Here is a 21,574-nt window from a genome sequence, read left to right as displayed (position 1 = left end):
TGAAAACAATGGATCGCCGACCCTGGATAGGGGGAAACTGGAAAATGTTTAAAACGATCCCGGAGGCCTTGGAATTTCTTCAGGCCTTAAAGGCCGGTCTGCCGATACCCCTCCGGACCGAGGTGGTCATCGCCCCTCCTTTTACGGCTTTAGAAGCCAGTGAGCGGGCCACACGGGATAGCTCGGTACAATTAGCGGCCCAGAACGTCCATTGGGCCGATGAAGGGGCCTATACCGGGGAGATTTCTCCCCGGATGCTCCGGGATGTGGGGTGTTCCTATTGCCTTATCGGCCATTCCGAACGCCGGCAATGGTTCGGAGAAACCGACTCCCAGGTGGCTCAAAAGCTTCAGGCCTGTTTGAAAGCCGGATTAAAACCGGTCCTCTGTATAGGAGAGACCCTGGAGGAACGGGAAGGGGGCCGGATTAAGCAGGTTATTACCCGTCAGCTCCTTACCGCGGTTCAGGAACTTTCCCCGGAAGACCTGGCTCAGGGGGTGATTGCTTACGAGCCGGTTTGGGCCATTGGCACCGGAAGATCGGCCACTCCGGCCCTGGCCCAGGAAGTCCATGCCTTCATTAGGGAATTACTGGAAAGCAGTTTTAATAAAACAGTTGCAAAGGGAAAGAGGATTGTGTATGGTGGGAGTGTAACCCCTGAAAATATCCGGGAGCTCTTCGCCGAGCCCGATATCGACGGGGCACTGGTCGGAGGAGCCAGTTTAAAAGCGGAAAAATTTCTGGCTCTTATCAAGGAGGTTAATCAATAAATCGTTATGGGAACCCTGTTAATATTTATTCATATACTCGTTTGTCTGGCCCTGATCATGATTGTTCTTTTACAAACCGGAAAAGGGGCCAGTATGGGAGCGGCCTTTGGGGGGTCGAGTCAGACTATTTTCGGCAGCAGCGGGGCCTCCACCTTTCTCACCAAGCTGACGACTATTGTCGCCGTGGTTTTCATGCTCACCTCATTGCTTCTGGCTTTTCTGCATGGTCCAGGGTCCAGTTCTTCGGTGGTCAGTACCCCCGGTGGGGCGACGCCGCAGCAAACAGCCCCGGCCAAGACCCCGGCGGCTACGCCACCAGCCATGCCTCCGGCGAATCCGGCCCCGATCAATAAATAGGGATTTTTTTTTATGCCGAAGTGGTGGAATCTGGTAGACACACCATCTTGAGGGGGTGGCGGGTTACGCCCGTGCGGGTTCAAGTCCCGCCTTCGGCACCATAAATTAATAAACGGGCAAGCCTTTATCGGCTTGCCCGTTTTTGTTTTTGAGCTGGTTGCGCCTGGGTTGCGGATGGTTGCGGGAAAAAGCCATGCCGTTGTTTCGAACTGCGGGGTTTGTCCGGGCGGGTCATGTCGACCAGGCCCATCTCTATGGCTGGTTTGAGGTAGCGCTCTTCGAAATTCGCACGTCCCTTTAATCCCAGCGCCGCCTGGATCTCCACGCGTGTCATCTCTCCCAACATGATTTTCAGCATCTTCAAGACTTCGGCGGAAACTTGCCCTGCAACTTGCCCTGTGATTTGTCCGGTAGCTTCCGGGGTACTTGTGGGGTCCTGCTTAGAACCTCCTTTTCAGGATTAAAAATGGTACTTTAAGAGCTTATTTACCCCTCATTCTATATGTGAATCTTCGAAATTTCAATACCCTCGGATGGTCCCCCCCTCAACCCCTGACAATCTGTGAGCAAATCGGTTATTCGAGGTCAAGCCACCGCCGATTCGAAAGGTTTTTCTTTTCTCTCAAGTTTATAAGCTAACAGCGTCCCCTTATGTCTCAGGACCCAGGGAATAAGGGTATCCTTATTTTCCTTTTGACGAAGGCCCCGGGAGACGTTACTATAGAAGCCGTAATAGCGAATCCCGACGATGGCGGGACTCGCCCTGATTGGAGATAGGGGTCATGGCTGCCAGCCGATCTAAGGTAATAATGTGAAGGGGGTAAAAAGATATGATCAGAAATTACCGTCATTCATGGTCAGGCATCGTTGGGGTCATTTTGTTGATCGGATCACTCAGTTTCCAATTAGAAGGCTGTATTAAAAAGAAACCTATCCTCATAGGGTTTTCCGCCCAACTGACCGGCAGACAGGCTGAATTAGGTGTGCAGGAACGAAATGGCGTCCAATTAGCCATAGAGACCATTAATGAAGCCGGTGGGGTAGCCGGACATAAGATCGAATTACTAGTCCGGGATGACCTGGGTGTCCCGGAGAAAGCAAAGGAAGCCGATCAGGAATTGATTAAGGCGGGTGTCCATGCCATTATTGGACATGCCACGAGTGCGCAAGCCGTGGCCGGCCTTGAGGTAACAAACCCTGCCAAAGTCATTATGCTCAGTCCGACGGTTTCTTCTCCGAAATTAAGCGGCTTGGACGATTATTTCTTTCGGGTCTATCCTTCCTTCAAAGACAGTGCCCAAGCCTTTGCCGAGTATACTTATCGGCGGGAGGGGGTAACTCGATTGGCTGTTATATACGATAATGACAACGCCGCTTATGCTAAGACTTACAGCACAGCCTTTGCCGAAAAATTTCAGTCTATAGGCGGGAAGATAGCTGACGAAGTCAGTTTTTCTTCAAAAGCGCAACCGGACTTTACCTCTTTGCTGTTGAAACTACGGAGAAGTAAGGCAAATGGGCTGCTTATTATTGCTTCGGATGTGGATACGGCGCTTATCACCCAGAGATCTCGCCTCATGAATTGGGAGATACGCAGATATTCTTCCGCCTGGGCTCAGACCGAAACCCTGATCAAAAATGGCGGGCAGGCTGTTGAAGGACTTAAAATCGAACAGGCGTATGCAGTGAGCAGCCAATCGCGAGGGTTTCTGGATTTCCAAACGCGCTATCAGGCCAGATTCGGACAAGCCCCTTCTTTCGGCGCTGCTTTTGGTTATGAAGCCGCTCTGGTCCTGGCAGCCGCCTTGGAAAAGACCGGCGGCAAGGCGGAGGGTTTGCGGCAGGCGTTGACGGGAATTCGTGACTTCCGGGGGCTGATGGATACCTTCTCTTTCGATCGCTTTGGGGATGTTGAGCGGCCCTTTTATTTAAGTACTATTCGGGGTGGCAAATTTATAATTCTTCAGAAGATGACATTGAACGGAGCTGGAGGTAAATAATGGCCAACGGAAAGGATTTCCCTTTCCTCCGTCAGGTGTTGTCGCATTTGGTACTCTTTCGCCTGTTCCTTCCTCTTTTGATCCTGGGATTTATAACCATTGCCGGAGTGGGCTATTTAGAGGAACGGAACCTTGAAATCCAGCAGTACCAGATGGCCCAATCAATGGCCCGCATAGTCGATCACCATCTAGACCAGGGGGGGCGCATCTTAGACGCGGTAGCCCATGTAGCTGAATCTTCTGGGGCGGAAAGTTTAACCACTTATATGAAAAGCACCTGGGAGGCCTATGGGTATTTTGAAACTTTGTATTATTTGGATGAAGCTAAAAAAATTAAATTATTAACGCCTTCCGATTCGCGTTACTTAGGTCTGGATATGTCGAATTTACCGGACATTCAGCAAACAGAAAAAAAGAAAAGCCTCATTATTTCGAGGCCCTTTATTTCGCTGCGTACGGGCGAACCTACGGTTTACCTGGTTAAAACCCTTTCCCGCGGAGGCTATGTGGTCGGTGAACTGAATCTAGGCTTATTTCAGAAAGAAATTACCAACATCACGGGCCGGTTGGGTAAGGACTTTGTTTTCATAATGGATCAAGCCGGAACACTCATAGCCCATCCCTCTCCGGACTTGGTCAAACAGCAAACCAACCTGAGCAACTTGGAAATAGTTCACCGCATTTTAGCCGGAAAGGCTAATGGCATTTATTCGTATTACGGAACAAGTGTTTTGGGTAGTGCGGTCCGGGTAGAGCGTACAGGATGGTTGGTAGTGGATCAGGTGCCTTTGTCTGCTTTTTTAAGTCTATACGTATGGATATTGGGGTTGATCCTTCTAATATCCTTGATGATCTGGTTATTGTTACTGTGGGATCTCCGTAAACAATTACAGCGCTTCGTGATTTCCCCGCTGGAGCGGTTCAGCCGGGTAACAAATGCTCTGACAGCAGGAGACTTTACTCAGGCCGGTTCTTTGACCGCCCAGTCGACTGCTTTTGCCGAGTTGAATGAGCTGGCGGCCGACTTTCAGTCAATGAGTAGTACCCTCCAGGCACGGGAAGACGCCTTGCGCAAGGCTAAAGATGAGCTGGAAGTACAGGTTTCCCAGAGGACTCAGGAACTGGTGGCGGTAAACAAAGAATTGCAGCAACTTTCCTCTTCGGACGGCTTAACGGGGATTGCTAATCGGCGTTATTTTGACCAAGTTTTAGCCCAAGAGTGGCAACACGGGATACGGCAAGGGTCTTCGCTGGCGCTCGTTATGATCGATATTGATTTTTTTAAAAACTATAATGATGTGTATGGACATCAGGCCGGAGATGACTGCTTGAAACAGGTAGCCGGCACCTTGAAAGCTACGTTGAGACGGAGTGTTGATTTAGCTGCTCGCTATGGTGGCGAGGAGTTTGCCGCTGTGCTCCCTAATACTGAGATGGAGGGTGCTGCTTTCTTGGCGGAAGAGATAAGAGCAACGATTGAAGGTCTTGGCATTAAACATGAGAATTCGTCCATCAGCAAGGTTGTTACCGTGAGTGTCGGGGTAGCTGCTGTTATTCCTATTATGGGAACGCAACCCTCGATGATTATCGCACCGGCCGATCAGGCACTCTATAAAGCCAAGCACGAAGGGCGCAACCGGGTTAGAATATCAGCCGATGTCGGTTTCAAATTAAATGGTTTTTAGAAACCCGATTAAATGGGTCGGGGACATGAGAGGTCTTGGCCGCCCGTCTATATCGAGCCTCCGCTCTCTCCCGTATCCACTCCCGAGCTTTTCAAGGAGTACCCTTTCATCCTCATGAGCGGAACCAAGATGCGGGACTTCTTCCACTCCGAGATGCACCAGGTTACCTCATTGCGGAGAAGGCATCCCGATCCTGTCGTGGAGATTCATCGGGTATTAACAGATGGTGGAAATTCAGCAATAACCATACTGCTACAGGGCAGTCGTTGGAGCAACCTCTATCTGAATACGCTTGCCGGATCAGGAGCGCTCATTTCCCGAAGTTCAGACGATGTGTTTTCGGCATTTGATGAAATGGAAATGCAAATCACACACGAGATCAAGGGAAACTTGGCCTTTATCCGGTACGGATGCCTCCCCATTGGCTGAGGAAGATTCTCTCGTTATCACTGTTTGCTTTTGCCGCTTGCATTAATGCGAGAACAAATACTCCCAGAAATAGACCGATAAATATACCGGCAATTATTCCCTCAAGAAAAAGACTCATTGGGCACCTCCTAAAGGCATCATGGCTTTTTTGAATTTATTATACCCTCATGCCCCTGGGGCGGATGCCACAAAGCATGAGAGGCCTCGGTCCGGCCAAGCCGGACACACGGATAAACACGGTTACTGCTTTTCATCTCTTAAGAAAACGGGCTTCCGGCTTTTTTGAACCGGCTTCCGTCGCAGGCGGATAGCAGGTTTTCTACTATCACGATAATTTATACGCAAAGGTTGTACCAAATTATTGTAAAAATATATCTATATGAATTAACTTATATATTTATAAAAATGATATTAGGCCGGATCATGAACTGAAGGATTTTTACTTCATTAAGGAGCAAAAAATGGGTTCTAATCCCTACGGTTTTGGGTGGGGAGAAAGAACGGATTTTTTAGTAGTTTTTTTAATTCAAAGCAGGTAAAACCCGATTTTCGACGAGCATCTCGCCCTGAACAAGTACAGGGAGAAGATCGGCGGGATGACGATGCTCCCGGGAACCAACCGGGCGGCGGACCGCTTCGTCCGCGCTTCCTTTTACATCAACGCCATCCCGAAGACGGACAATACCAGGCAGGCCGTGGCCTCGGTTTTTGGCGTGATCCGCGGCGTGTCGGTCCCGTTGGGCATCAGCACGCCGGGCCAACCGAACATTTCCAGCACGCTCTGGCGCACCGTGGCCGATCTCGACTTCAGGAAGGGCTTGCCGGTGAAGCGGTTTGAGCTGGTAGGGGGCAAGACTTACAGCGGCAACGCCGCGGCGCAGTTCAAGTCGGCCGAACCGTTCAAATTCATGCCGGCCTCGGGGGATTGACCGCCCGGGCCTTTTTTAAGCCCTGCCCCATCAACACCGGCCTTCGCAACCGGATGGCTATCTCTTTCTGATATCACCGGCCAGGAAGTTGGGATCGGGCCGTCTTTTCGCTCTCGCCATATTGGGAAAACCGGTTTTTCCGCCCCGAAAAAGTTATTATTGGCCCATTTTTGAGGGCACAGATGGCACTATCCTCTGCCGGATCAATTGGTTTTCGTGGCCGGACCCCGTTTTAATAGGTTCATATTCAAATGGGCCAATGTGCCTTGATGACCGTCCCTTTTCCTTTGGCGGACTCAATGGAAAAAATACCACCCGAGAGCTCAACCCGCTCCTTCATGCTTGTAAGCCCTAATCCTTTCCGGGCACGCCCGGGAGAGTTGACTTCCTCTATATTGAAGCCCTGGCCGTTGTCCCGGATTACGAGTTCCATCCGGCTGTCCACTTTTCGTAACGATTGCCGCACAAGATCCGCCTTGCTGTATTTAGCAATGTTGTTCATGGCTTCTTGAATCACCCTGAAAACAATGATTTTCAAAGGAAGCGGCACATCCTCTTCCTCAATGCCCATCTCCTGCTCGACCGTAATAGTTGAATAAATGGATTGAAACCTCCTGAAGAACCAGGAAAGGGTAAGCTGGAGACCCAGGTCATCGAGCATAGGCGGCCGTAGATCCGCCTGTATCCTTCGGCATTCTTCAATGCCCTCCTGAATTACGGGGATGAGGGGTTGCAAAAATTCGGCACCAGCCGTTGGGGTCTTTTCGATCCTCAGCATAGCGTCTTCAACCTTGAATTTAATGGCGCTCAGGTGACTCCCTATGGTATCATGAATCTCTCCGGCGATCCTCTTTCTTTCTTCCTCCTGGGCGGAGAGAAGTTTTGCGGATATCCGGCGCACATCCTTATTGGCTTCGGCCAGTTTCGTCGTCCGCTCTTTCACCTGGAATTCAAGTGTGTCAGAAAGTTTCACCAGTTCCCCTGTGCGCTCTCGCAAGGCCTGTTCGGCGCGCAGGCGTTCGACGATTTCCCAGGAGAAGTCGCCCAGGAGCAAAGCGATATCAACATCAGTCTTATCATAGTCGATCGGTTTGTTCCCCATTCCGATGATGGCCACGATTAGACCATCCCTCATGATGGGAACATCCATTTCCCGAATGATCGTCGCATGCCCCTGGGGCAGGCCTTTGCAATGGGGCAGCGAAGAGAAATCGTTATGAATGACCGGACGGCGCTCTTGCACACAATCAACCCAGACCCCGGCCTGAGAAATCGGGTAATGACTTCCTTTGCCTTCTGCGGTGCACATGTTCCGCAGCGTATTCGTCGACCAGTTCTGCAAGGAAAGCGTTTCCTGATCGGCTTCCAGAAAATGGTAGAAGCCGATCGTGCTGCCTGTCAGTGCTTCGATCTCGTCCAAAGCGACCTGAAGAAATTTATCAACGGATATGGAACTCTTATTGCTCGCCGTCAACATCCGCAAACGGGCCTGCACAATACTTTCCACCCGTTTCCGCTCTGTAATGTCGATACAGGTGCCGACCCATTCCAGTATATTCCCATCGTCTTTGGAAACCGGCACGCCGCGGGCCAGGAAGTGGCGGTAAGTCCCATCATATCTGCGTACGCGATATTCCACCTCGTAATTATTCTTCGTGGCAACAGCATCTTCCCATGTCCTAACGGCGTGTTCAATGTCGTCAGGATGCAGCGCTTTCGACCATCCCCGACCTATGACCTCCTCTTTGCTCTGGCCCGTAAATTTTCTCCACGATGGGATGTCCTCCTCAACTTCTCCCTCTGGATTGGTCGTCCATCCCAACTGGTCGGTTACTTCAATGTAAGACCGATAGCGTTTCTCGCTCTTGATCAACGCTGCCTCCAGCCGGTTGCGCTCGGTGATGTCGCGCACAATCGTTGAAGCTCCCACAATCCTGGCATCAACATCCTTTACAGAGGACATGGTCAGGGAGACATGGATGTGACCGCCGTCCTTTTTCATACGGGCGGTTTCATAATGATCGACATGCTCTCCTTGGCTTATTCTTTTAATAAGTTGTGACACCTCATCAATATGACCGGGAGGAAACAGAACAGAGACATGCTTTCCTATGATTTGCTCTGAGGAGTAACCATAAATTTTTTCTGCGCTTTTGTTCCAGCTTAAAATAATACCCTCCAAGCTATTGGTGAAGATGGCATCCTCTGTGGATTCGACGATGGCTGCTAATTGTTGCAGACCAGCCTCGGCCCGCTTACGGTCGGAGATGTCGCTCATCGTCGCCCTCCAGCCCAGAGCACCTCCGCTATCATAGGCCACTTTGGCCTTCATCTGCACCCAGAATGGCCTGCCGTCTTCTCCCGCCATCCGCAGTTCAATAGTCAGCGGGATCTGCCTTTCAAAGAGCTGTTTGCGGAAAAGGTAGTAAATATCCTGGTCATCCCGGAAGATGAACCGGGACACCGGCTGCCCGGCCAACTGCTTTTTTTTCACGCCGAGCAATTGGGTGGCGGTGAGATTCGCTTCCAAAATCAGCCCCTGTTCACTGAGGGTCAGGTACCCGACCGGTGCCAGAGCATAGAGGTCAAAGTACCTGGCCCGGGAGGCTTCGAGCTCTTCCTGTGCCCGGCGCAGTTCCTCATTTTGCATCTCCAGCTCGATCTGGTGCACTTCCAATTCGTGGATCAAGCGCTTGGTTTCTTCCGGCGTTTTGGCACCCAGGTCAGGAGATTGTCTCTTGAGCCGTCCCTCTGCCCTTCGGCGCAGATCCTGCCCTGCGTCTGTCGATGGATTGCTAAAATCATTTTGAGGGGTCTTTCTCTCGGCCAGTTTACACCTCCGTAAATTTTGGTTCTCTCGGATTTTTTTTCAGAGGGGCCAAAGGGCTCGGATAACTACCCCTTTTCCCTTGGTGGACTCAATGGAAATAGAGCCCCCGGAAAACTCAACCCGCTTTTTCATGCTGAAGAACCCCAAGCCTTTTTTTAAATTTTTTTTAGAGGAAAGCGTTTCCGGATCGAATCCATCTCCATTATCTCTTATAATGAGTTCCATAGCGCCGTCGACTTTTTGCAGCCCCACATATACCGAGTCAGCCTGGGCATGTTTGCTGATATTATTCAGGGCCTCTTGAATAATTCTAAAAAGGGTGATTTTTAGATGATCCGGCACCTCCTCTTCCCGGATGGTAACCACACATTCAACCTTGATGGCGGAGTAAATCGTTTCAAGTCTCCGGCAGTACCAGGAAAGGGTGGCGACGATACCCAAGTCGTCCAGATGGGGAGGTCGCAAATCGCCCTGAATTCGGCGGGCCGCTTTGATCGTCTCCTGGACGAGGGGGACGAGAGCCTCCAGGGGTTTGGAGATATTCAAGGCTTCGTCCTTGGGGAGATGATGTAATGCCTCCTCCGCCTTGAATTTGATGGCGCTCAGGGATGACCCCAGAATATCATGGACTTCCTGGGCGATCCGTTTTCGTTCATTCTCCTGGGCGAAGAGGATCTGGGAAGCCAGTATCCGCAGTTGTCTTTTTGATTCCAGCAAATCCTCCTCCAATTGTTTGCGCTGGGTAATGTCGCGGGCAATGGTCGAGGCTCCTATGATCTTTCCCGAGGGGTCCCTGATCGCAGAGACAGTAAGGGAAATGTGAATACTCTGACCGTTTTTTCTTCGACGGAGAGTCTCATAGTGCTTGACCTCTTCCCCGCGGCTAATTCTCTGAAGAATCGCAGGCACTTCATCAATGCGATCATTCGGAGCCAAAATGGATATGGACTGGCCTACAACTTCTTCGGCAGTATACCCATAGATTTTTTCCGCCCCTCGGTTCCAGCTAATAATTTCTCCATTCAATGTCTTGCTGATGATGGCATCGTCAGACGAGTCTATAATAGCCGCCAACCGCGACTGTTGCAGGACCTCCCCGGCTTGCTTGATCTCGGTGATGTCACTCATCACCACGCGGCGCAGAGGAACGCCATCAGCACCCTGCGCGGTGGCGGCCTCCAGCCGTGCCCAGAAAATGGTTTCGTCCTTTTTCACCATTCGGAGTTCACACACCTGCCGGGCCTCGGTTTTAAGGAGTTGTTTGCTGCACAGATAGAAGATGTCCTGGTCTACCTTGAAGATGAACTCGGTGAACCGCCGCTTGACTAGCACACTTTTCCCCAGGCCCAGCAAACCGGCCGCGGTGAGATTAGCCTCCAGGATGAGCCCCTGTTCGTTTAAGGACAGGTACCCGACCGGGGCCAGATCATAGAGGTCAAAGTATCTGGCCCGGGAGGCTTCGAGCTCTTCCTGCGTCCGGCGCAATTCCTCATTCTGGATCTCCAGTTCGATCTGGTGCACCTGTAATTCGTGGAGCAGGGGGCCGGCCTCTTCCGGCGTTTTGGCACCTTGGGCGGGAGATTGTTTTTTAAGCCGTTTCTCGGCTCGCTGGCGGAGGATCTGTCCTGAGTAAGTCGATTGATCGCTTAAATCAGTTTGAGGGGTTTTGGTTTCCGTCATTTATATCGTCCTGTTTATTGTCTATCCTCTGGTTTCGGGAGCGTTTCTTTCTCCCCGGTTGCTCTCCGAGATTAAAAGTGACTACGACCGCTTTCCAACCCGGGAGCGCCATGGGTACGGGGTTCATATCAGTCCGGATTATTCGCCCGTCTTTTTTGACTACTCCGGTCCCGACGTGCTCCACCAAACGCTGCTCTTTAATCGCCCGTGCACCGGCCGACTCTTCCGCCGCCATGGGACTGCCGTCCGGCCTGAGAAATTCCTGCTGCCGGTAATCTTTTCGAAGCAGGTCGGCCCGGGGAACATCCAACATCTTTTCCAGCGCGGGATTCACATAGACGATCCGGCCTTCGCCGTCGAGGACCGAGACGCCCACGGGCACTATCTCGAACAGGTTGAGGCCTTCCGTTTTCATCACCGGCCGGATAATCAGATTGACGTCGAAGCGGTCTCCGTTGGTTTTGACCTGCAAGCCTTCGTAACGGACGTCTTTTGCTGGGTCAATGCCTTGCGTACCCCCCCGTCGGAATGACATAGGCGCAGTTGGGCTTCACCTCCATACCGGCCTCCACCTTGAAAACGCGCTCCAGGGGAGCTGCTTGCTTCTGAGTCGGCTTCTGTCGGGGTCTCAACCAAAGTAACCGGCTGCCCCTCTCCGTCCGCCGGGATTTCCTGTGTCTTCTTTGGACTCTTTTTTTTTGGTCACTTTGTCCTTGCACGCCTTGCAAAAGATCAGATCAAGGCACTTTTCCTTACATCATAGGAGGTAAAATTGAAAAATTGGGTCACAATTTGATTTAAAATTGGAAGCTTAAAATAGTCAAATAGTCATGTCAAGAAAAAAATAATTACTCCCCCCCCAATGCAACTAGATGTTATTGTTATTATTTATTTTGGAAAATTAAGGCATAGAGCATGTCACAATCCATTCGTTTTGTAGGGAATTGTTTCCTCAAAATAAAGTTTTTTGAATTTTAAAATACAGCCTTACCATTATTGATTTTATCCCTGTGAGTTCCGCCGTCCGTCGGAGAAACTTCAGCGAAAATTCAGATGATTTGCAAAAACTTAAAAGGGTGGAATGTGCTATTAAAAAACAGGCTTCATAGATGGATATTAATCTATATGTCAGATACTGTTGATCAAGGTCGTTCTAAAAGAGCCGCACCCAAACCATTTTCATGCTTCGAGACGCGCACTAAAAGCGGGCATGTGGGTTTAAACTGAAAAGGATTTTGGACCTGGTTACTGGTAAAAGCTCATAGCCGAGAGAATGGGCTGTCTGTTCGGTTGGATCTTTTGAGACATGGATCAGGGCCATAAATCTCCTCAAGATCTTAAAAAAGAAGGGGTTTATAAGAATAAAGCTTATAGAGAATGTAGAATATAACCGGTTAATGTGTCAAGGGAAAAAGAAGAAGAGAAGCTCAAAGCTCAAAGCTGAAAGCTCAAAGGGAGGCCAGGGGAAAAGAAGTCCGGAGTTCGGCGTTCGGTGTTCGGAGAAGGAGAAAAAGGAAAAGGCGAGGGATGAGGCGTGAGGCGGGGAGGGAGATCAAAAGAAGAAAGATGAGCGTCTGCCGTCTGATCTATCCCCTTATGATTTCAACCTTTTACAAACTTTGCCACGCTTCGTCCTCCTCAGGTAGCAACCAGTCTTTTCCCAGGGAGGATTCGCTCATGGAGGCGATATCCTGCTTTTCCTGAAGGATCTTCGTTTTCAGGAAATGGACAAAATCGAGCACCTCTGAAAGAAGCGGTTCAGGGACTTCTTCAATCTCGTTTATAAGTAAGTCTTTCGTATTCATTGGTATTCCTCGTCATTTGAATTTCTGATTCCGTAAGAGCGGCTGTCGTGTTTTTCCTGTTCTTCTGAAAGTTGTGAAGATCCCATTCAAAACCAGTCATTCGGAGATAATATCGGTCCTCATGGTTCGAAGTATATAATTATCTTTTACAACTGTCAACAAACCAGCTAATCTGTTAAAAAAAGCTGAAAAAGAAGTTCAATTCTGAAAGTTCAAAGGGAAGGCAAGGGGGGCAGGGGGAAGAGAAGTTGGGAGTTGGGAGTAAAAGAAAGTAAAAGGCGAGGGATGAGGCGTGAGGCGGGGGAGGGGGAGGCCGGAAAAAAAGTTAAAAGCGAAAGGCGGGAGAAAAGGTTCAAGGCTCCCCGCATGACTTATTGTGACAACTTCGAACTGGCCAGCCGATTCAAACTGACTCCTGCCTCTGCTGCTTTAATGGCCAGATTGCGATGAACTTCTGGGGGTACTCGAACCATAAACTTACCGCTATATCGTTTGGTAGCAATGGGTTCAGGTATGGGTTCGTTGTTATTTTTCATATCCTTGATTACATCCGCCACTATCCTCCGAATGGCTTTTAAGGCAGCCTCGGGCGTACGCGCCAGCCAGCTCAGACTGGGAAACTCCGCGCACAGGCCGACATATTCCTGGTCCTCCTCAGACCAAGTTACCCGGTAGGTGTATCGATCATTTTTAATTGCCATTTTTCGACTCCAATTTTTCTATGGCTTTAAGAACCTGTCTTACTGGACAGGCTTTGGCTTTTCCTTTCCTGGATTGTATGTTCACGCGAGGATCGCCAGGCCATGGGGTTTTATAAACTCGGTGACTGCTCCCGAACTGCCGAGGTTTACCAAAGTAGTGATCGCATACCTTACACCGATCGCTGAAACGAACATTACCCGGATTGAGGCTCATTGGTGTAAGGAGGTCTCTTATCTCGCCCATAGTTAAATGGTATCATTATTGATATTAATGTCAAGGGGAAAAAGATAGTTCGGAGTTTAGAGTTCGGTTTTTGGGGAAAAAAGAAAAGAAAAACCGAAATGCCGGAGGAAAAGATCAAAGCTCAAAGGCGGCCTTGAAAGGTCATTGGTTAGGCGATGCTTACTTGCAATCGCTTCCCGAGCGCTTTTGCAACACGCTCCAGGGTTGAGAGTTTAATATCTTCGGCATGGTTTTCAATTCTGGAAATGGCGGTTTTTTTGGTTTTAAGTCTCTGCGCCAATTCTTCATGGGTCAATCCGACGGATTCACGGGCCTGACGAAGCAAAAAACCGATTTTGAATTGTTCATACCCTTCCTCATAGCCTATAGCAAAATCTAAATCTTTTTTCTTGCGGTCTGTTACATATTTTTTGAGGTCACTCATTGCTCCAACTCCTTTTCAAGAAATCTTTTCTATAAGCCTCTGCCTTGTTAATTTCTCTCTTTGGTATTTTTTGGCTCTTTTTTATAAGACCATGGGTCAAAACTACAGAGGCATTTTTGATAAAGAAACAAAAAATGCGATACGAATTTGAACCTAACTGAATTCTGCACTCCCAAATTTCGTCTGTACCGACAAGCTTCTTAAAATAGTTGGAAGGAACATCATCCAAGTCTTCAAGAAGACCCAAGACCCAGGTTACTTTCTGAGCAACCTTTCCGGGTAAAGAATCAAGAAAATTTTGTACAGGGCATTGACCGTCGGCGGTTTTATAGAAGAGTACCGTTTTACTCATAAGAAAATGTTAACTTACATGTTAACCAATGTCAAGTAATTATATGAATTCAGAGAGGGGAATTTTCTTTTTCCTGTGTTGGGAATCGTAATCAAAATAAAGAGTTCGGAGTTCGGTGTTCGGAGTTCGGAGAAAAAGAAAGGAAAAGGCGAGGGGCTGAAAGCTCAAAGAAAGATAGAAGAGTGCCCCGTAGGACTTGAGGAGCACTGCTCTTGAGGATCGTTCGCCGGGGCGGCTTGAGTTCAAAAAGGAGACAGGGCTAAGGAGAACATCGAAAGACACGCTGCCGCGTAGGACCGTATCGGTAAGTTAAAAAATGGGCGTCGAAGGTGAAGGCTTCCGAAGTCCCCATCCTTTCCATGACGGCGAAGGTGCAACAATCCACCAGGCTGAAAGTTTGATCGGAAAAATCCCGGCCAATCCTCCAGGCGGCTTCCAGATCAACCGGTTCGATGGTTAAGATGGGGATTCTTGTTTCTCTCAAGGTTTCCCAGAATGTTCTGGCAGCGGATCGGCCGATATGGGAGTTGATTAAGGTCCATGTTTCGGCCAAGATCAGGTCGGTAGTTATAAAAGGGGCCTTTGAAACCTGTTCACTATAAAAGCGCTTGGCTTCTTTATGATGGCGGTCCGAAGTATCAACGATGGCATACCAGGCCCCGGTATCAACGAGTATGCTCACGGAGGATGGCCTTCCCCAGATAACGATCGTGGTTTCCTGAAATGTCTTTTTTCCCGCTTGCCCCTAATCCGACAATTTTGAGATAGGCTTCTTTGGGGGCCGCCGGTACTCCTCGTTCCTTAGTAAGATGTTCCTTCACCAAACGCCGCATCAGTTCGGCCAAGGAAATTCTTTGAGATCTGGCCTCCTTTTGCAGGGATTGAAGCTGTTCAACTTCAAGATAAACCATGGTTCGGGATTTCATGACCTTTTTCGCCTTAAAGTCATCATAATAACGGCATTATAATGCCATAATTTTAGAAGTCAAGAAAATCCCTCAGCAGGGTCTAAGCTCAAAGCTCAGAGGGGGGGAGGGGAAAGAAGTTCGGAGTTCGGAGAGTGGAAAAAGACGAAAGGGATAAGAAGAGCGTCCCTTTGGGACTCAAGGGGCTTCGCGGGAGGATCGTCCCTTTGGGACTCAAGGGGCTTCGCGGGGGCTCCTTTCCGGGAAATGGCTTGCTTGTGGGCGTCCGGTGGTTAGAACCAGGTTCCTTTTCGATATCTCCGGTAGTCTTCGCCGTAACGGGTTTCCAGATCTTTTTCCTCCAGGAGCCGCCAGTAAAGGATGTTCCCGATGCCTATTGCCCCAAAGACCAGGCTGAAGAGCGCGCCGTGGACCATCACCCAGCCCAGAATCCAGAGGATGAATCCGGCATACATGGGATGGCGTATCCGGGAAAAGAGGCCGGTGGTGACCAGACGGCTGATATTTTCCAGGCCCCTCAACTGCAGAAAAGCCCAGATGGCCAGACCAAAACCCACCATCAATACCCCATAACCAATCCAGCGTACCGGGTCGGGCAGGGTAACACGGAATGGATCCAAAGGAGGTAAATTGAACCAACTGGCCCACAGGAGGCACATGGCCGCAAAGACCAGGGCAAAGGCCCATTTATTTTTCGGCTGGACCCGCCCGGCCTTTTTAAGGATCTCATAGCCGGCGCGGATGAGCAGGCCGAGCAGATAAAGACCCAGGAAAAGGAGGTATTCGCTGTTCATTTTTCAAATTTCTCTAAAAGACCAGTCGGTTTGAGAATTGATGGAATACCCGAAGCAGAGTTTGGGCTTGCGGGAAGAGCGTTCATTTCCTGATAAGGGTCCTTTCCATGTCGTCAATGAAGGCCAAGATATCCGGGTTTCCTGAAAAACCTTCGACATGACCGGCGCCTGTATGAAGATGATGCGGCGCATAAGGCAAATCTATATAATGGGGTGCATTATCCAATCGTTTGACAAGCTTTCCTTGCGGGTGATTTGATAATCGAGAATGGCAGGACATTCAATCAGCCGGGCTTCGATCTCGTCGAAATAGCTGCGAATCCTGTCATTCATTGCGGTGATTCCTGTTGGAGCAGCGACAACCGTTTTTTAAGACCGGTAAGCATGTCAATGGTCGCCGACCATTCCACATAATCCATGTCGTCACCCATTATCCCCTTTTCATAACGTCTGTAGAATTCTTCCGAGTTCAGCCCGTATTTTTTTTCAAATTCGGATTCCTGTTTTAACAACCGTTGTTTTAATTCATCCATCCGCGGGGCTTCGCGTTTCAATAATTTTTCAATGGCCAGTTCCAGCACCGGATCGATGGTTGTGACATCCACGGCAATAACCTTTTCCAGTAATTTTACCTTTTCAAGGATATTCATCATGATTCTCCTTTCTTCCTTTATCCCAACTGGCTCGGTCCGGGCGGTTTCCCTTCCAGTACTGTTCCTCGTCCCGTCGGCCACGGGTCATAAACCAGGATTTCCAGAAAGCGCCCTGGTTTCGATCGGTTGTTGAACCGACTTCCTTTAGCTACTTCAAGTCTTTTTATTCTGCCATATTTTGATGTCAGATTTCAAATCATTAATTTAACGAAATTTCGAAAAACGGGAAGATCAACCAAAGCCGAGTTGGGTCCGGGGATAGCGTTTATTCTTCTACGCTTTTCTGGACCCCACCGATCTCTTGGACAACAGGTGTGGGCATAGAATTTTTCCTTAAGGTTAGACAAGGGGCCGATTTCAAAAAAGTCATAAAAAATAACATGTTTAAATTGTTGTATTATTCCTTAAGTTAATGGCATTAGGTCCGACCCAGATCAAGCACCCAGACCCTTCCACCGTGCAGGACTCCCCACCACGTTCGGCGATTGGGGTCACCCATTTGCTTCCGGAAAATCGTAATTTCTTTCTTGACAAAGCGTAACCGATCAGGTTACATTTTGATCATGATTAAGTCATTTAAGCATAAAGGTCTTGAGGATTTCTTTTATACGGGAAAGAAGAAAGGTATAAAGCCTGAACATGCGGACCGACTTGAGAGAATTCTTGATAGATTAAATTCCGCCAATGAATTAAAAGATATGAATTATCCTGGTTCTAACCTGCACAAGTTGATGGGAGACAAAAAAGAGCACTATGCTGTAAAAGTATCCGGTAACTGGAGGCTTTTTTTTGAGTTCAGAGGCGGCGATGTCTATCTAGTTGATTACAACGATTATCATTGAGAGGTAAAGGCATGAGGAAAATCGAAAGAAAACCAACCCACCCGGGGAAGATTATAAAAGAAGATTACTTAAAACCATTATCCCTGACGATCAGCGAATTGTCCTCGACTCTCGGCGTTTCGAGAAAAACGTTATCAAAAATTATCAATGAACGAGGCGCTGTTACTCCGGATATGGCACTTCGCTTGTCCCGAGCCTTTGAAACGACCCCTGATCTTTGGTTTAATCTACAAAAGAATTACGATTTGTGGGAGGCAGCGCACGCATCGGATGATTGGCAAATGGTAAAACCGCTCTCTCTACAGGTGCTTCACGCTCAGTCATAGACGGAGGGCCGCAGAGGGCTCTTGAGTGGCAAATGGGTGATCCCATTCGCCTTAGCCTAAAACAAGAAAGCCGATTTGACCTGGGGGGACTCTTCATGGCAGATGATCTAACCAAAACTATTTGAGATTTCGGTCTATGAGGAGGTTTTTTCGAAAGTCTAAGTTGTGTAGAATTAACAGTCAATAGGGTCAGCCCCGCCCGGGCGGGGCTAACTGTTTAATGGTTTCAATACCATCGGCCTTCGGCCGATCGGACTATTGTCAGGCAGGATGCCTGACCTATTTTAACAGGATGCCTGACCTATTTTAACTATTTTAACAGGCAGATTGTCGAAGAAGATGTTCGACGCCATCTTATCAATCGTTTTCCATTCCCTTAAGGAAATTCTTTCTCACACCATCAGATACTTTTTCTTGACCTCTTCATCGGCTTCGAGTTGGGCCACGGTGCCTTCGAAGCGGATGTGACCGTTGTCGATCACGTAGGCGCGGCTGATCATCTTCAGGGCCGACCGGATGTTCTGTTCGGAGAGGAGGATCGAGATACCGGCCTCTTTGAGCCGCAGGATTTGCTCCTCCAGATTTTTGACGATGAGGGGAGCCAGACCCTCGGTGGGCTCATCCAGGAGGAGGAGGTCGGGGCTGCCCATAAGGGCCCGGGCAATGGTCAGCATCTGCTGCTCGCCTCCGGAAAGGTGGCCGGCCCGTCTGGCCCGGATCTCCCGGAGGGCCGGAAAGAGGCCGTAAACCCGCTCCTTGGTCCATTGGGGAGAGCGGGAGTGGACGATCTCCAGATTGTCATCCACCGACAAATCTGCGAAGACCCGCCGGTCGTCCGGCACATAGCCGATGCCTTTGCGGAAGAGGGCATAGGGTTTTACGCCCCTCAGGTCTTCTCCCTTGAAAGAGACGGTCCCGTCCCGGGGAGGGGTAAGACCCATGATGCTCCGCATGGTGGTGCTCTTGCCGGCGCCGTTTCTGCCCAAAAGTCCCACCACCTCTCCTTTGGAGACTGTGAGCGATATATCAAAAAGGATGTGACTCAGGCCGTAATAGGTATGGATATTCTTTACATCAAGCATCCGTCGTCTCCCCCGAGATAGGCGTCCTGGACCGCTTGGTTGCAGCGCACTTCCTCACAGGTGCCCTGGATGATGGGCGTCCCCCTGACCATGACCATGATCCGGTCGGCGATCCCGAAGACGATCTCCATATCATGCTCGCAGAATAAAATAGTCAACCCCAGCTTCTTGGAAATGTCCCTGATGAGTGCGATGCACCGCGCGGTTTCCTCCGGGGCCATGCCGGCCGTCGGCTCATCGAGGATCAGGAACTCGGGATTCCCCCCCAGGGCCATGGCAATCTCCAGGACCTTCCGGTCTCCATGGGAGAGCAGGGCCGTGGTGCGGTTTTTCTTTTCCAAAAGTCCAACGTCCTCCAGGATGCGGTTGGTCTCTTCCTGGACCAGTTTGGATGAGGGGGTGAAAAGGTTCCAGGTCTTCCGCTCCCTGGACAGGACGGCGATCTGAACGTTTTCAAAAACCGACAGCCGCTGGAAGACGTTGACGACCTGAAAGGACCTTGACAGGCGCTTGCGGCAGATCTTATGGGGAGGAAGCCCGGTAATGTCTTCGTCTTTAAAAAGGACCCGGCCGGAATCGGGCTTGATGATGCCCGAAATGAGGTTGAACAGGGTCGTCTTACCGGCCCCGTTGGGACCGATAACGGCCACGATCTCCCCCTGATTGACCTGCAAGTTGGTCTTGAAAACGGCCTGGAAGCCGTCAAAGGCTTTCGATAAGGACTCGACGCGTAACATCGCTCACTCCTTGGCCGGTTTCAGTTTGCTTTCCCCCCACCCCAGGACTCCGTCGGGGAGGAAGAAGATGACCAGCATAAAGATGATGCCCAGCACCAGGGCCCAGTAAACCGTATAGGTGCTGACGAAGGTTCTGATGGCCACGATCAGGGAGGCCCCGAGCATGGGTCCCAGGAAGGTGAGCCAACCTCCTAACAGGCACATGATGACCGCTTCCATGGAGAGGGTCCAGAAAAGCATATCGGGGAAGACCGTATTGTCTACAACGACAAAGAGGGTCCCGGCCACCCCGGCAAAAAAGGCCACGATCACCAGGGTCAGGAGCTGGTGTCTCCGGACGTTGATGCCGATCATGGCCGATCTGACGGGGTTGTCCCGTATGCCCTGGAGGGCGCTGCCGAAGGGCGATTTCAAGACACGATACATGGCGACCATGGACAAGGTGGTGACCGTCAGGGTAAAGTAGTAGGCCCCTTGACCGGTGGAAATCAGATCGGGCACGGTAATGCCGTGGATGCCGTCATCCCCCCCGGTAAAGGAGTACCAGCGGTAGACGATGACCCAGACCAGGGAGCCCAGCGAGATCTGGAGCATGCCGAAGTAGAGCTTGGAGAGGCGGATACAGATCACCCCCATGACGAGCCCCAGGGCCGCGGCCACCAGAGGCCCCACAAGGAAGCCCAGCCAGGGCGAAAGCCCCGATTTGACGATCATCAGGGCCGACCCGTAGGCCCCGACCCCGTAGAAGACGGCATGGTGGAGCTGGTAGATCCCTCCGAAACCCAGGGCCAGGTTGTTGCTGGAGGCCAGAAGCCCGTAAAGGAGCATGACCGAAAGCAGGTAGATGTAGAACCTGGGCAAAAAAAGAGGGGCGAGGCACAGGAGGGCCAGTCCGGCGATCAACCAGACCGCGGCCTTGGTTAGAAAAAAGAGTTCGGAGTTCGGTGTTCGGAGTTCGGAATTTAAAGGAATCTCCCCTTCGGCCTTCGGCCTTCGATATTCGCTATTCGATATTCGCATTTTCATTTAGAGGCCTCCTCCTACCAGGTAGACTTGAGCAATCCCGTGGGTCTGAGCAGGAGCACAACGACCACTGCCAGATAGGGGAAGATGATGCCGAACTTGGGCCAGATCAGGATGCCCAGAGATTGGGAAAGTCCGAAGATGAGGGCCCCCAGGAGGGCACCCCAGATGTTGCCCAAACCGCCCATGATGACGATCAGGAAGGCTTCGATGATGAGGGTATGATCCATACCCAGGGTGACGCTCACCGTGGGGGCCACCAGGACTCCGCCCAAACCGGCCAAAAAACAACCGATCACGAAGACCATCGCAAATATCCAGCTTACGTTGATGCCGACGGCCCCGACCATCTCCCGGTCCACGGCGGCCGCCCGGGCGATCTTACCCATCTTGGTTTTATTGACCATGAGCCAGAGGGACACGGCGATGATAGGGCCGGCAATCAGGAGAAAGATATTGTATAAAGGAAAGGGAAGTCCCCCGAAGAGGGCCACTGACCCCTGGAAGACCTGGGGGACGGGTACGGACTTGTACTCGCCCCCCCAGATGATTTTTACCAGGTCCCCGAAAACCAGGGAGAAGGCAAAGGTGAGCAGGATGAGCATCAGGTGCTCCCTCTCGTAGAGGTACTGGAAGATCCCCCGTTCGGAGAGGAAGCTGATGAGGGCCACGATCAGGGGGGCGATGATGAGGGCCATCCAGAAACCGAGGCTCCCGCCGCCGAAAAGCTTTGATATGGTGAAGGCTACAAAGGCGCCGATCATATAGAGCGAGCCGTGGGCGACGTTCGGAATCCGGAGTACCCCCAGGATAAGGCTTAAGCCCGAGGAGACGATGAAAAGGATCGTCGTCCGGCTGAGGCCCACAAAGATCTGGCAGAGCACCGCCGGCGGGCATAAGGTATAAACAAGGTCCATTACAGCACTCCCTTAACGGGTCCGGTTTGGATTCTTTAATTAGGACGCAGATTTTCGCCGATACCCGC

The 21,574-nt window shown here is 50.5% G+C and carries 24 protein-coding genes and 1 tRNA gene; 8 read left to right on the top strand and 17 right to left on the bottom strand.

The window, feature by feature from the left end:
* The first annotated feature begins 8 nt into the window (after nt 1-8).
* The 3 genes from HY879_06035 to HY879_06025 all read left to right on the top strand — a co-directional run bounded on the left by HY879_06035 (nt 9) and on the right by HY879_06025 (nt 1,228).
* The gene (locus tag HY879_06035; GenBank protein ID MBI5602895.1) at nt 9-770 is read left to right on the top strand and encodes a triose-phosphate isomerase; all 762 of its coding nucleotides are present in this window, start codon (nt 9-11) and stop codon (nt 768-770) included.
* Nucleotides 771-776: 6 nt separating this feature from the next.
* Nucleotides 777-1,127 (top strand): preprotein translocase subunit SecG, encoded by a 351-nt coding sequence (secG, locus tag HY879_06030; protein ID MBI5602894.1) that lies wholly within the window; start codon nt 777-779, stop codon nt 1,125-1,127.
* A gap of 14 nt (nt 1,128-1,141) precedes the next feature.
* Nucleotides 1,142-1,228: transfer RNA gene (locus tag HY879_06025), tRNA-Leu, on the top strand.
* Between the two features lie 23 nt (nt 1,229-1,251).
* Here HY879_06025 and HY879_06020 read toward each other — a convergent pair.
* Nucleotides 1,252-1,485: a hypothetical protein gene (locus HY879_06020; protein MBI5602893.1), complete on the bottom strand. Its 234-nt coding sequence runs from the start codon at nt 1,483-1,485 to the stop codon at nt 1,252-1,254.
* A gap of 472 nt (nt 1,486-1,957) precedes the next feature.
* On the opposite strand from HY879_06020, the gene HY879_06015 reads away from it, so the two are divergent.
* Both HY879_06015 and HY879_06010 read left to right on the top strand, forming a co-directional pair.
* The gene (locus HY879_06015; GenBank protein ID MBI5602892.1) at nt 1,958-3,127 is read left to right on the top strand and encodes an ABC transporter substrate-binding protein; all 1,170 of its coding nucleotides are present in this window, start codon (nt 1,958-1,960) and stop codon (nt 3,125-3,127) included.
* The gene (locus tag HY879_06010; protein MBI5602891.1) at nt 3,127-4,812 is read left to right on the top strand and encodes a diguanylate cyclase; all 1,686 of its coding nucleotides are present in this window, start codon (nt 3,127-3,129) and stop codon (nt 4,810-4,812) included. The genes HY879_06015 and HY879_06010 overlap by 1 nt, the downstream gene beginning before the upstream one ends.
* A gap of 397 nt (nt 4,813-5,209) precedes the next feature.
* On the opposite strand, the gene HY879_06005 is transcribed toward HY879_06010, so the two are convergent.
* Nucleotides 5,210-5,359: a hypothetical protein gene (locus tag HY879_06005; protein ID MBI5602890.1), complete on the bottom strand. Its 150-nt coding sequence runs from the start codon at nt 5,357-5,359 to the stop codon at nt 5,210-5,212.
* 478 nt (nt 5,360-5,837) lie between these two features.
* Here HY879_06005 and HY879_06000 point away from each other — a divergent pair, with 478 nt between their 5' ends.
* Nucleotides 5,838-6,170: a linear amide C-N hydrolase gene (locus HY879_06000; GenBank protein ID MBI5602889.1), complete on the top strand. Its 333-nt coding sequence runs from the start codon at nt 5,838-5,840 to the stop codon at nt 6,168-6,170.
* A gap of 247 nt (nt 6,171-6,417) precedes the next feature.
* Here HY879_06000 and HY879_05995 read toward each other — a convergent pair whose 3' ends face one another.
* The 11 genes from HY879_05995 to HY879_05945 all read right to left on the bottom strand — a co-directional run bounded on the left by HY879_05995 (nt 6,418) and on the right by HY879_05945 (nt 16,579).
* Nucleotides 6,418-8,859, bottom strand: coding sequence for a PAS domain S-box protein (locus tag HY879_05995; GenBank protein ID MBI5602888.1), 2,442 nt, complete (start codon nt 8,857-8,859; stop codon nt 6,418-6,420).
* Between the two features lie 180 nt (nt 8,860-9,039).
* Entirely contained in the window at nt 9,040-10,680 is a 1,641-nt protein-coding gene (locus HY879_05990) for a PAS domain S-box protein (GenBank protein MBI5602887.1), read from the bottom strand.
* Nucleotides 10,652-11,215 carry a PAS domain-containing protein gene (locus HY879_05985; GenBank protein ID MBI5602886.1) on the bottom strand — a complete coding sequence of 188 codons (564 nt, stop codon included), beginning with the start codon at nt 11,213-11,215 and terminating at the stop codon, nt 10,652-10,654. Before HY879_05985 ends, HY879_05990 begins: the two co-directional genes overlap by 29 nt.
* A 1,075-nt stretch (nt 11,216-12,290) precedes the next feature.
* Nucleotides 12,291-12,485, bottom strand: a complete 195-nt coding sequence (locus HY879_05980; GenBank protein ID MBI5602885.1) for a DUF2281 domain-containing protein — start codon at nt 12,483-12,485, stop codon at nt 12,291-12,293.
* Nucleotides 12,486-12,856: 371 nt separating this feature from the next.
* The gene (locus tag HY879_05975) at nt 12,857-13,186 is read right to left on the bottom strand and encodes a type II toxin-antitoxin system HicB family antitoxin (protein MBI5602884.1); all 330 of its coding nucleotides are present in this window, start codon (nt 13,184-13,186) and stop codon (nt 12,857-12,859) included.
* 392 nt (nt 13,187-13,578) lie between these two features.
* Nucleotides 13,579-13,854, bottom strand: a complete 276-nt coding sequence (locus HY879_05970) for a helix-turn-helix transcriptional regulator (protein ID MBI5602883.1) — start codon at nt 13,852-13,854, stop codon at nt 13,579-13,581.
* Nucleotides 13,847-14,206 (bottom strand): type II toxin-antitoxin system RelE/ParE family toxin, encoded by a 360-nt coding sequence (locus tag HY879_05965; protein ID MBI5602882.1) that lies wholly within the window; start codon nt 14,204-14,206, stop codon nt 13,847-13,849. Before HY879_05965 ends, HY879_05970 begins: the two co-directional genes overlap by 8 nt.
* A 259-nt stretch (nt 14,207-14,465) precedes the next feature.
* Nucleotides 14,466-14,888, bottom strand: coding sequence for a PIN domain-containing protein (locus HY879_05960; protein MBI5602881.1), 423 nt, complete (start codon nt 14,886-14,888; stop codon nt 14,466-14,468).
* On the bottom strand, nt 14,872-15,132 hold the full coding sequence (locus tag HY879_05955) for a ribbon-helix-helix protein, CopG family (protein MBI5602880.1): 261 nt from the start codon (nt 15,130-15,132) through the stop codon (nt 14,872-14,874). Before HY879_05955 ends, HY879_05960 begins: the two co-directional genes overlap by 17 nt.
* Before the next feature lie 272 nt (nt 15,133-15,404).
* Nucleotides 15,405-15,926, bottom strand: a complete 522-nt coding sequence (locus HY879_05950; GenBank protein ID MBI5602879.1) for an isoprenylcysteine carboxylmethyltransferase family protein — start codon at nt 15,924-15,926, stop codon at nt 15,405-15,407.
* Nucleotides 15,927-16,255: 329 nt separating this feature from the next.
* A complete protein-coding gene (locus HY879_05945) occupies nt 16,256-16,579 on the bottom strand; it encodes a hypothetical protein (GenBank protein MBI5602878.1) in 324 nt (107 codons plus the stop codon).
* Nucleotides 16,580-17,142: 563 nt separating this feature from the next.
* Here HY879_05945 and HY879_05940 point away from each other — a divergent pair.
* Nucleotides 17,143-17,421 carry a type II toxin-antitoxin system RelE/ParE family toxin gene (locus HY879_05940; GenBank protein MBI5602877.1) on the top strand — a complete coding sequence of 93 codons (279 nt, stop codon included), beginning with the start codon at nt 17,143-17,145 and terminating at the stop codon, nt 17,419-17,421.
* 11 nt (nt 17,422-17,432) lie between these two features.
* The gene (locus HY879_05935; protein ID MBI5602876.1) at nt 17,433-17,747 is read left to right on the top strand and encodes a HigA family addiction module antidote protein; all 315 of its coding nucleotides are present in this window, start codon (nt 17,433-17,435) and stop codon (nt 17,745-17,747) included.
* Nucleotides 17,748-18,139: 392 nt separating this feature from the next.
* Here HY879_05935 and HY879_05930 read toward each other — a convergent pair whose 3' ends face one another.
* From HY879_05930 to HY879_05915, 4 genes are read right to left on the bottom strand one after another with little or no spacing between them, the layout of a single operon-like run.
* Nucleotides 18,140-18,829 carry an ABC transporter ATP-binding protein gene (locus HY879_05930; protein MBI5602875.1) on the bottom strand — a complete coding sequence of 230 codons (690 nt, stop codon included), beginning with the start codon at nt 18,827-18,829 and terminating at the stop codon, nt 18,140-18,142.
* The gene (locus HY879_05925) at nt 18,817-19,566 is read right to left on the bottom strand and encodes an ABC transporter ATP-binding protein (protein ID MBI5602874.1); all 750 of its coding nucleotides are present in this window, start codon (nt 19,564-19,566) and stop codon (nt 18,817-18,819) included. The genes HY879_05930 and HY879_05925 overlap by 13 nt, the downstream gene beginning before the upstream one ends.
* A 3-nt stretch (nt 19,567-19,569) precedes the next feature.
* The gene (locus HY879_05920) at nt 19,570-20,586 is read right to left on the bottom strand and encodes a branched-chain amino acid ABC transporter permease (protein ID MBI5602873.1); all 1,017 of its coding nucleotides are present in this window, start codon (nt 20,584-20,586) and stop codon (nt 19,570-19,572) included.
* A 20-nt stretch (nt 20,587-20,606) separates the two neighbouring features.
* Nucleotides 20,607-21,506 (bottom strand): branched-chain amino acid ABC transporter permease, encoded by a 900-nt coding sequence (locus HY879_05915; protein MBI5602872.1) that lies wholly within the window; start codon nt 21,504-21,506, stop codon nt 20,607-20,609.
* Nucleotides 21,507-21,574: the final 68 nt, after the last annotated feature.

It is taken from the genome of Deltaproteobacteria bacterium (genome assembly GCA_016219225.1).
GTDB lineage: Bacteria > Desulfobacterota > RBG-13-43-22 > RBG-13-43-22 > RBG-13-43-22 > RBG-13-43-22.
Note: the sequence above shows the minus strand (reverse complement) of the source record. Positions and strands in the feature narration are given on the sequence as shown.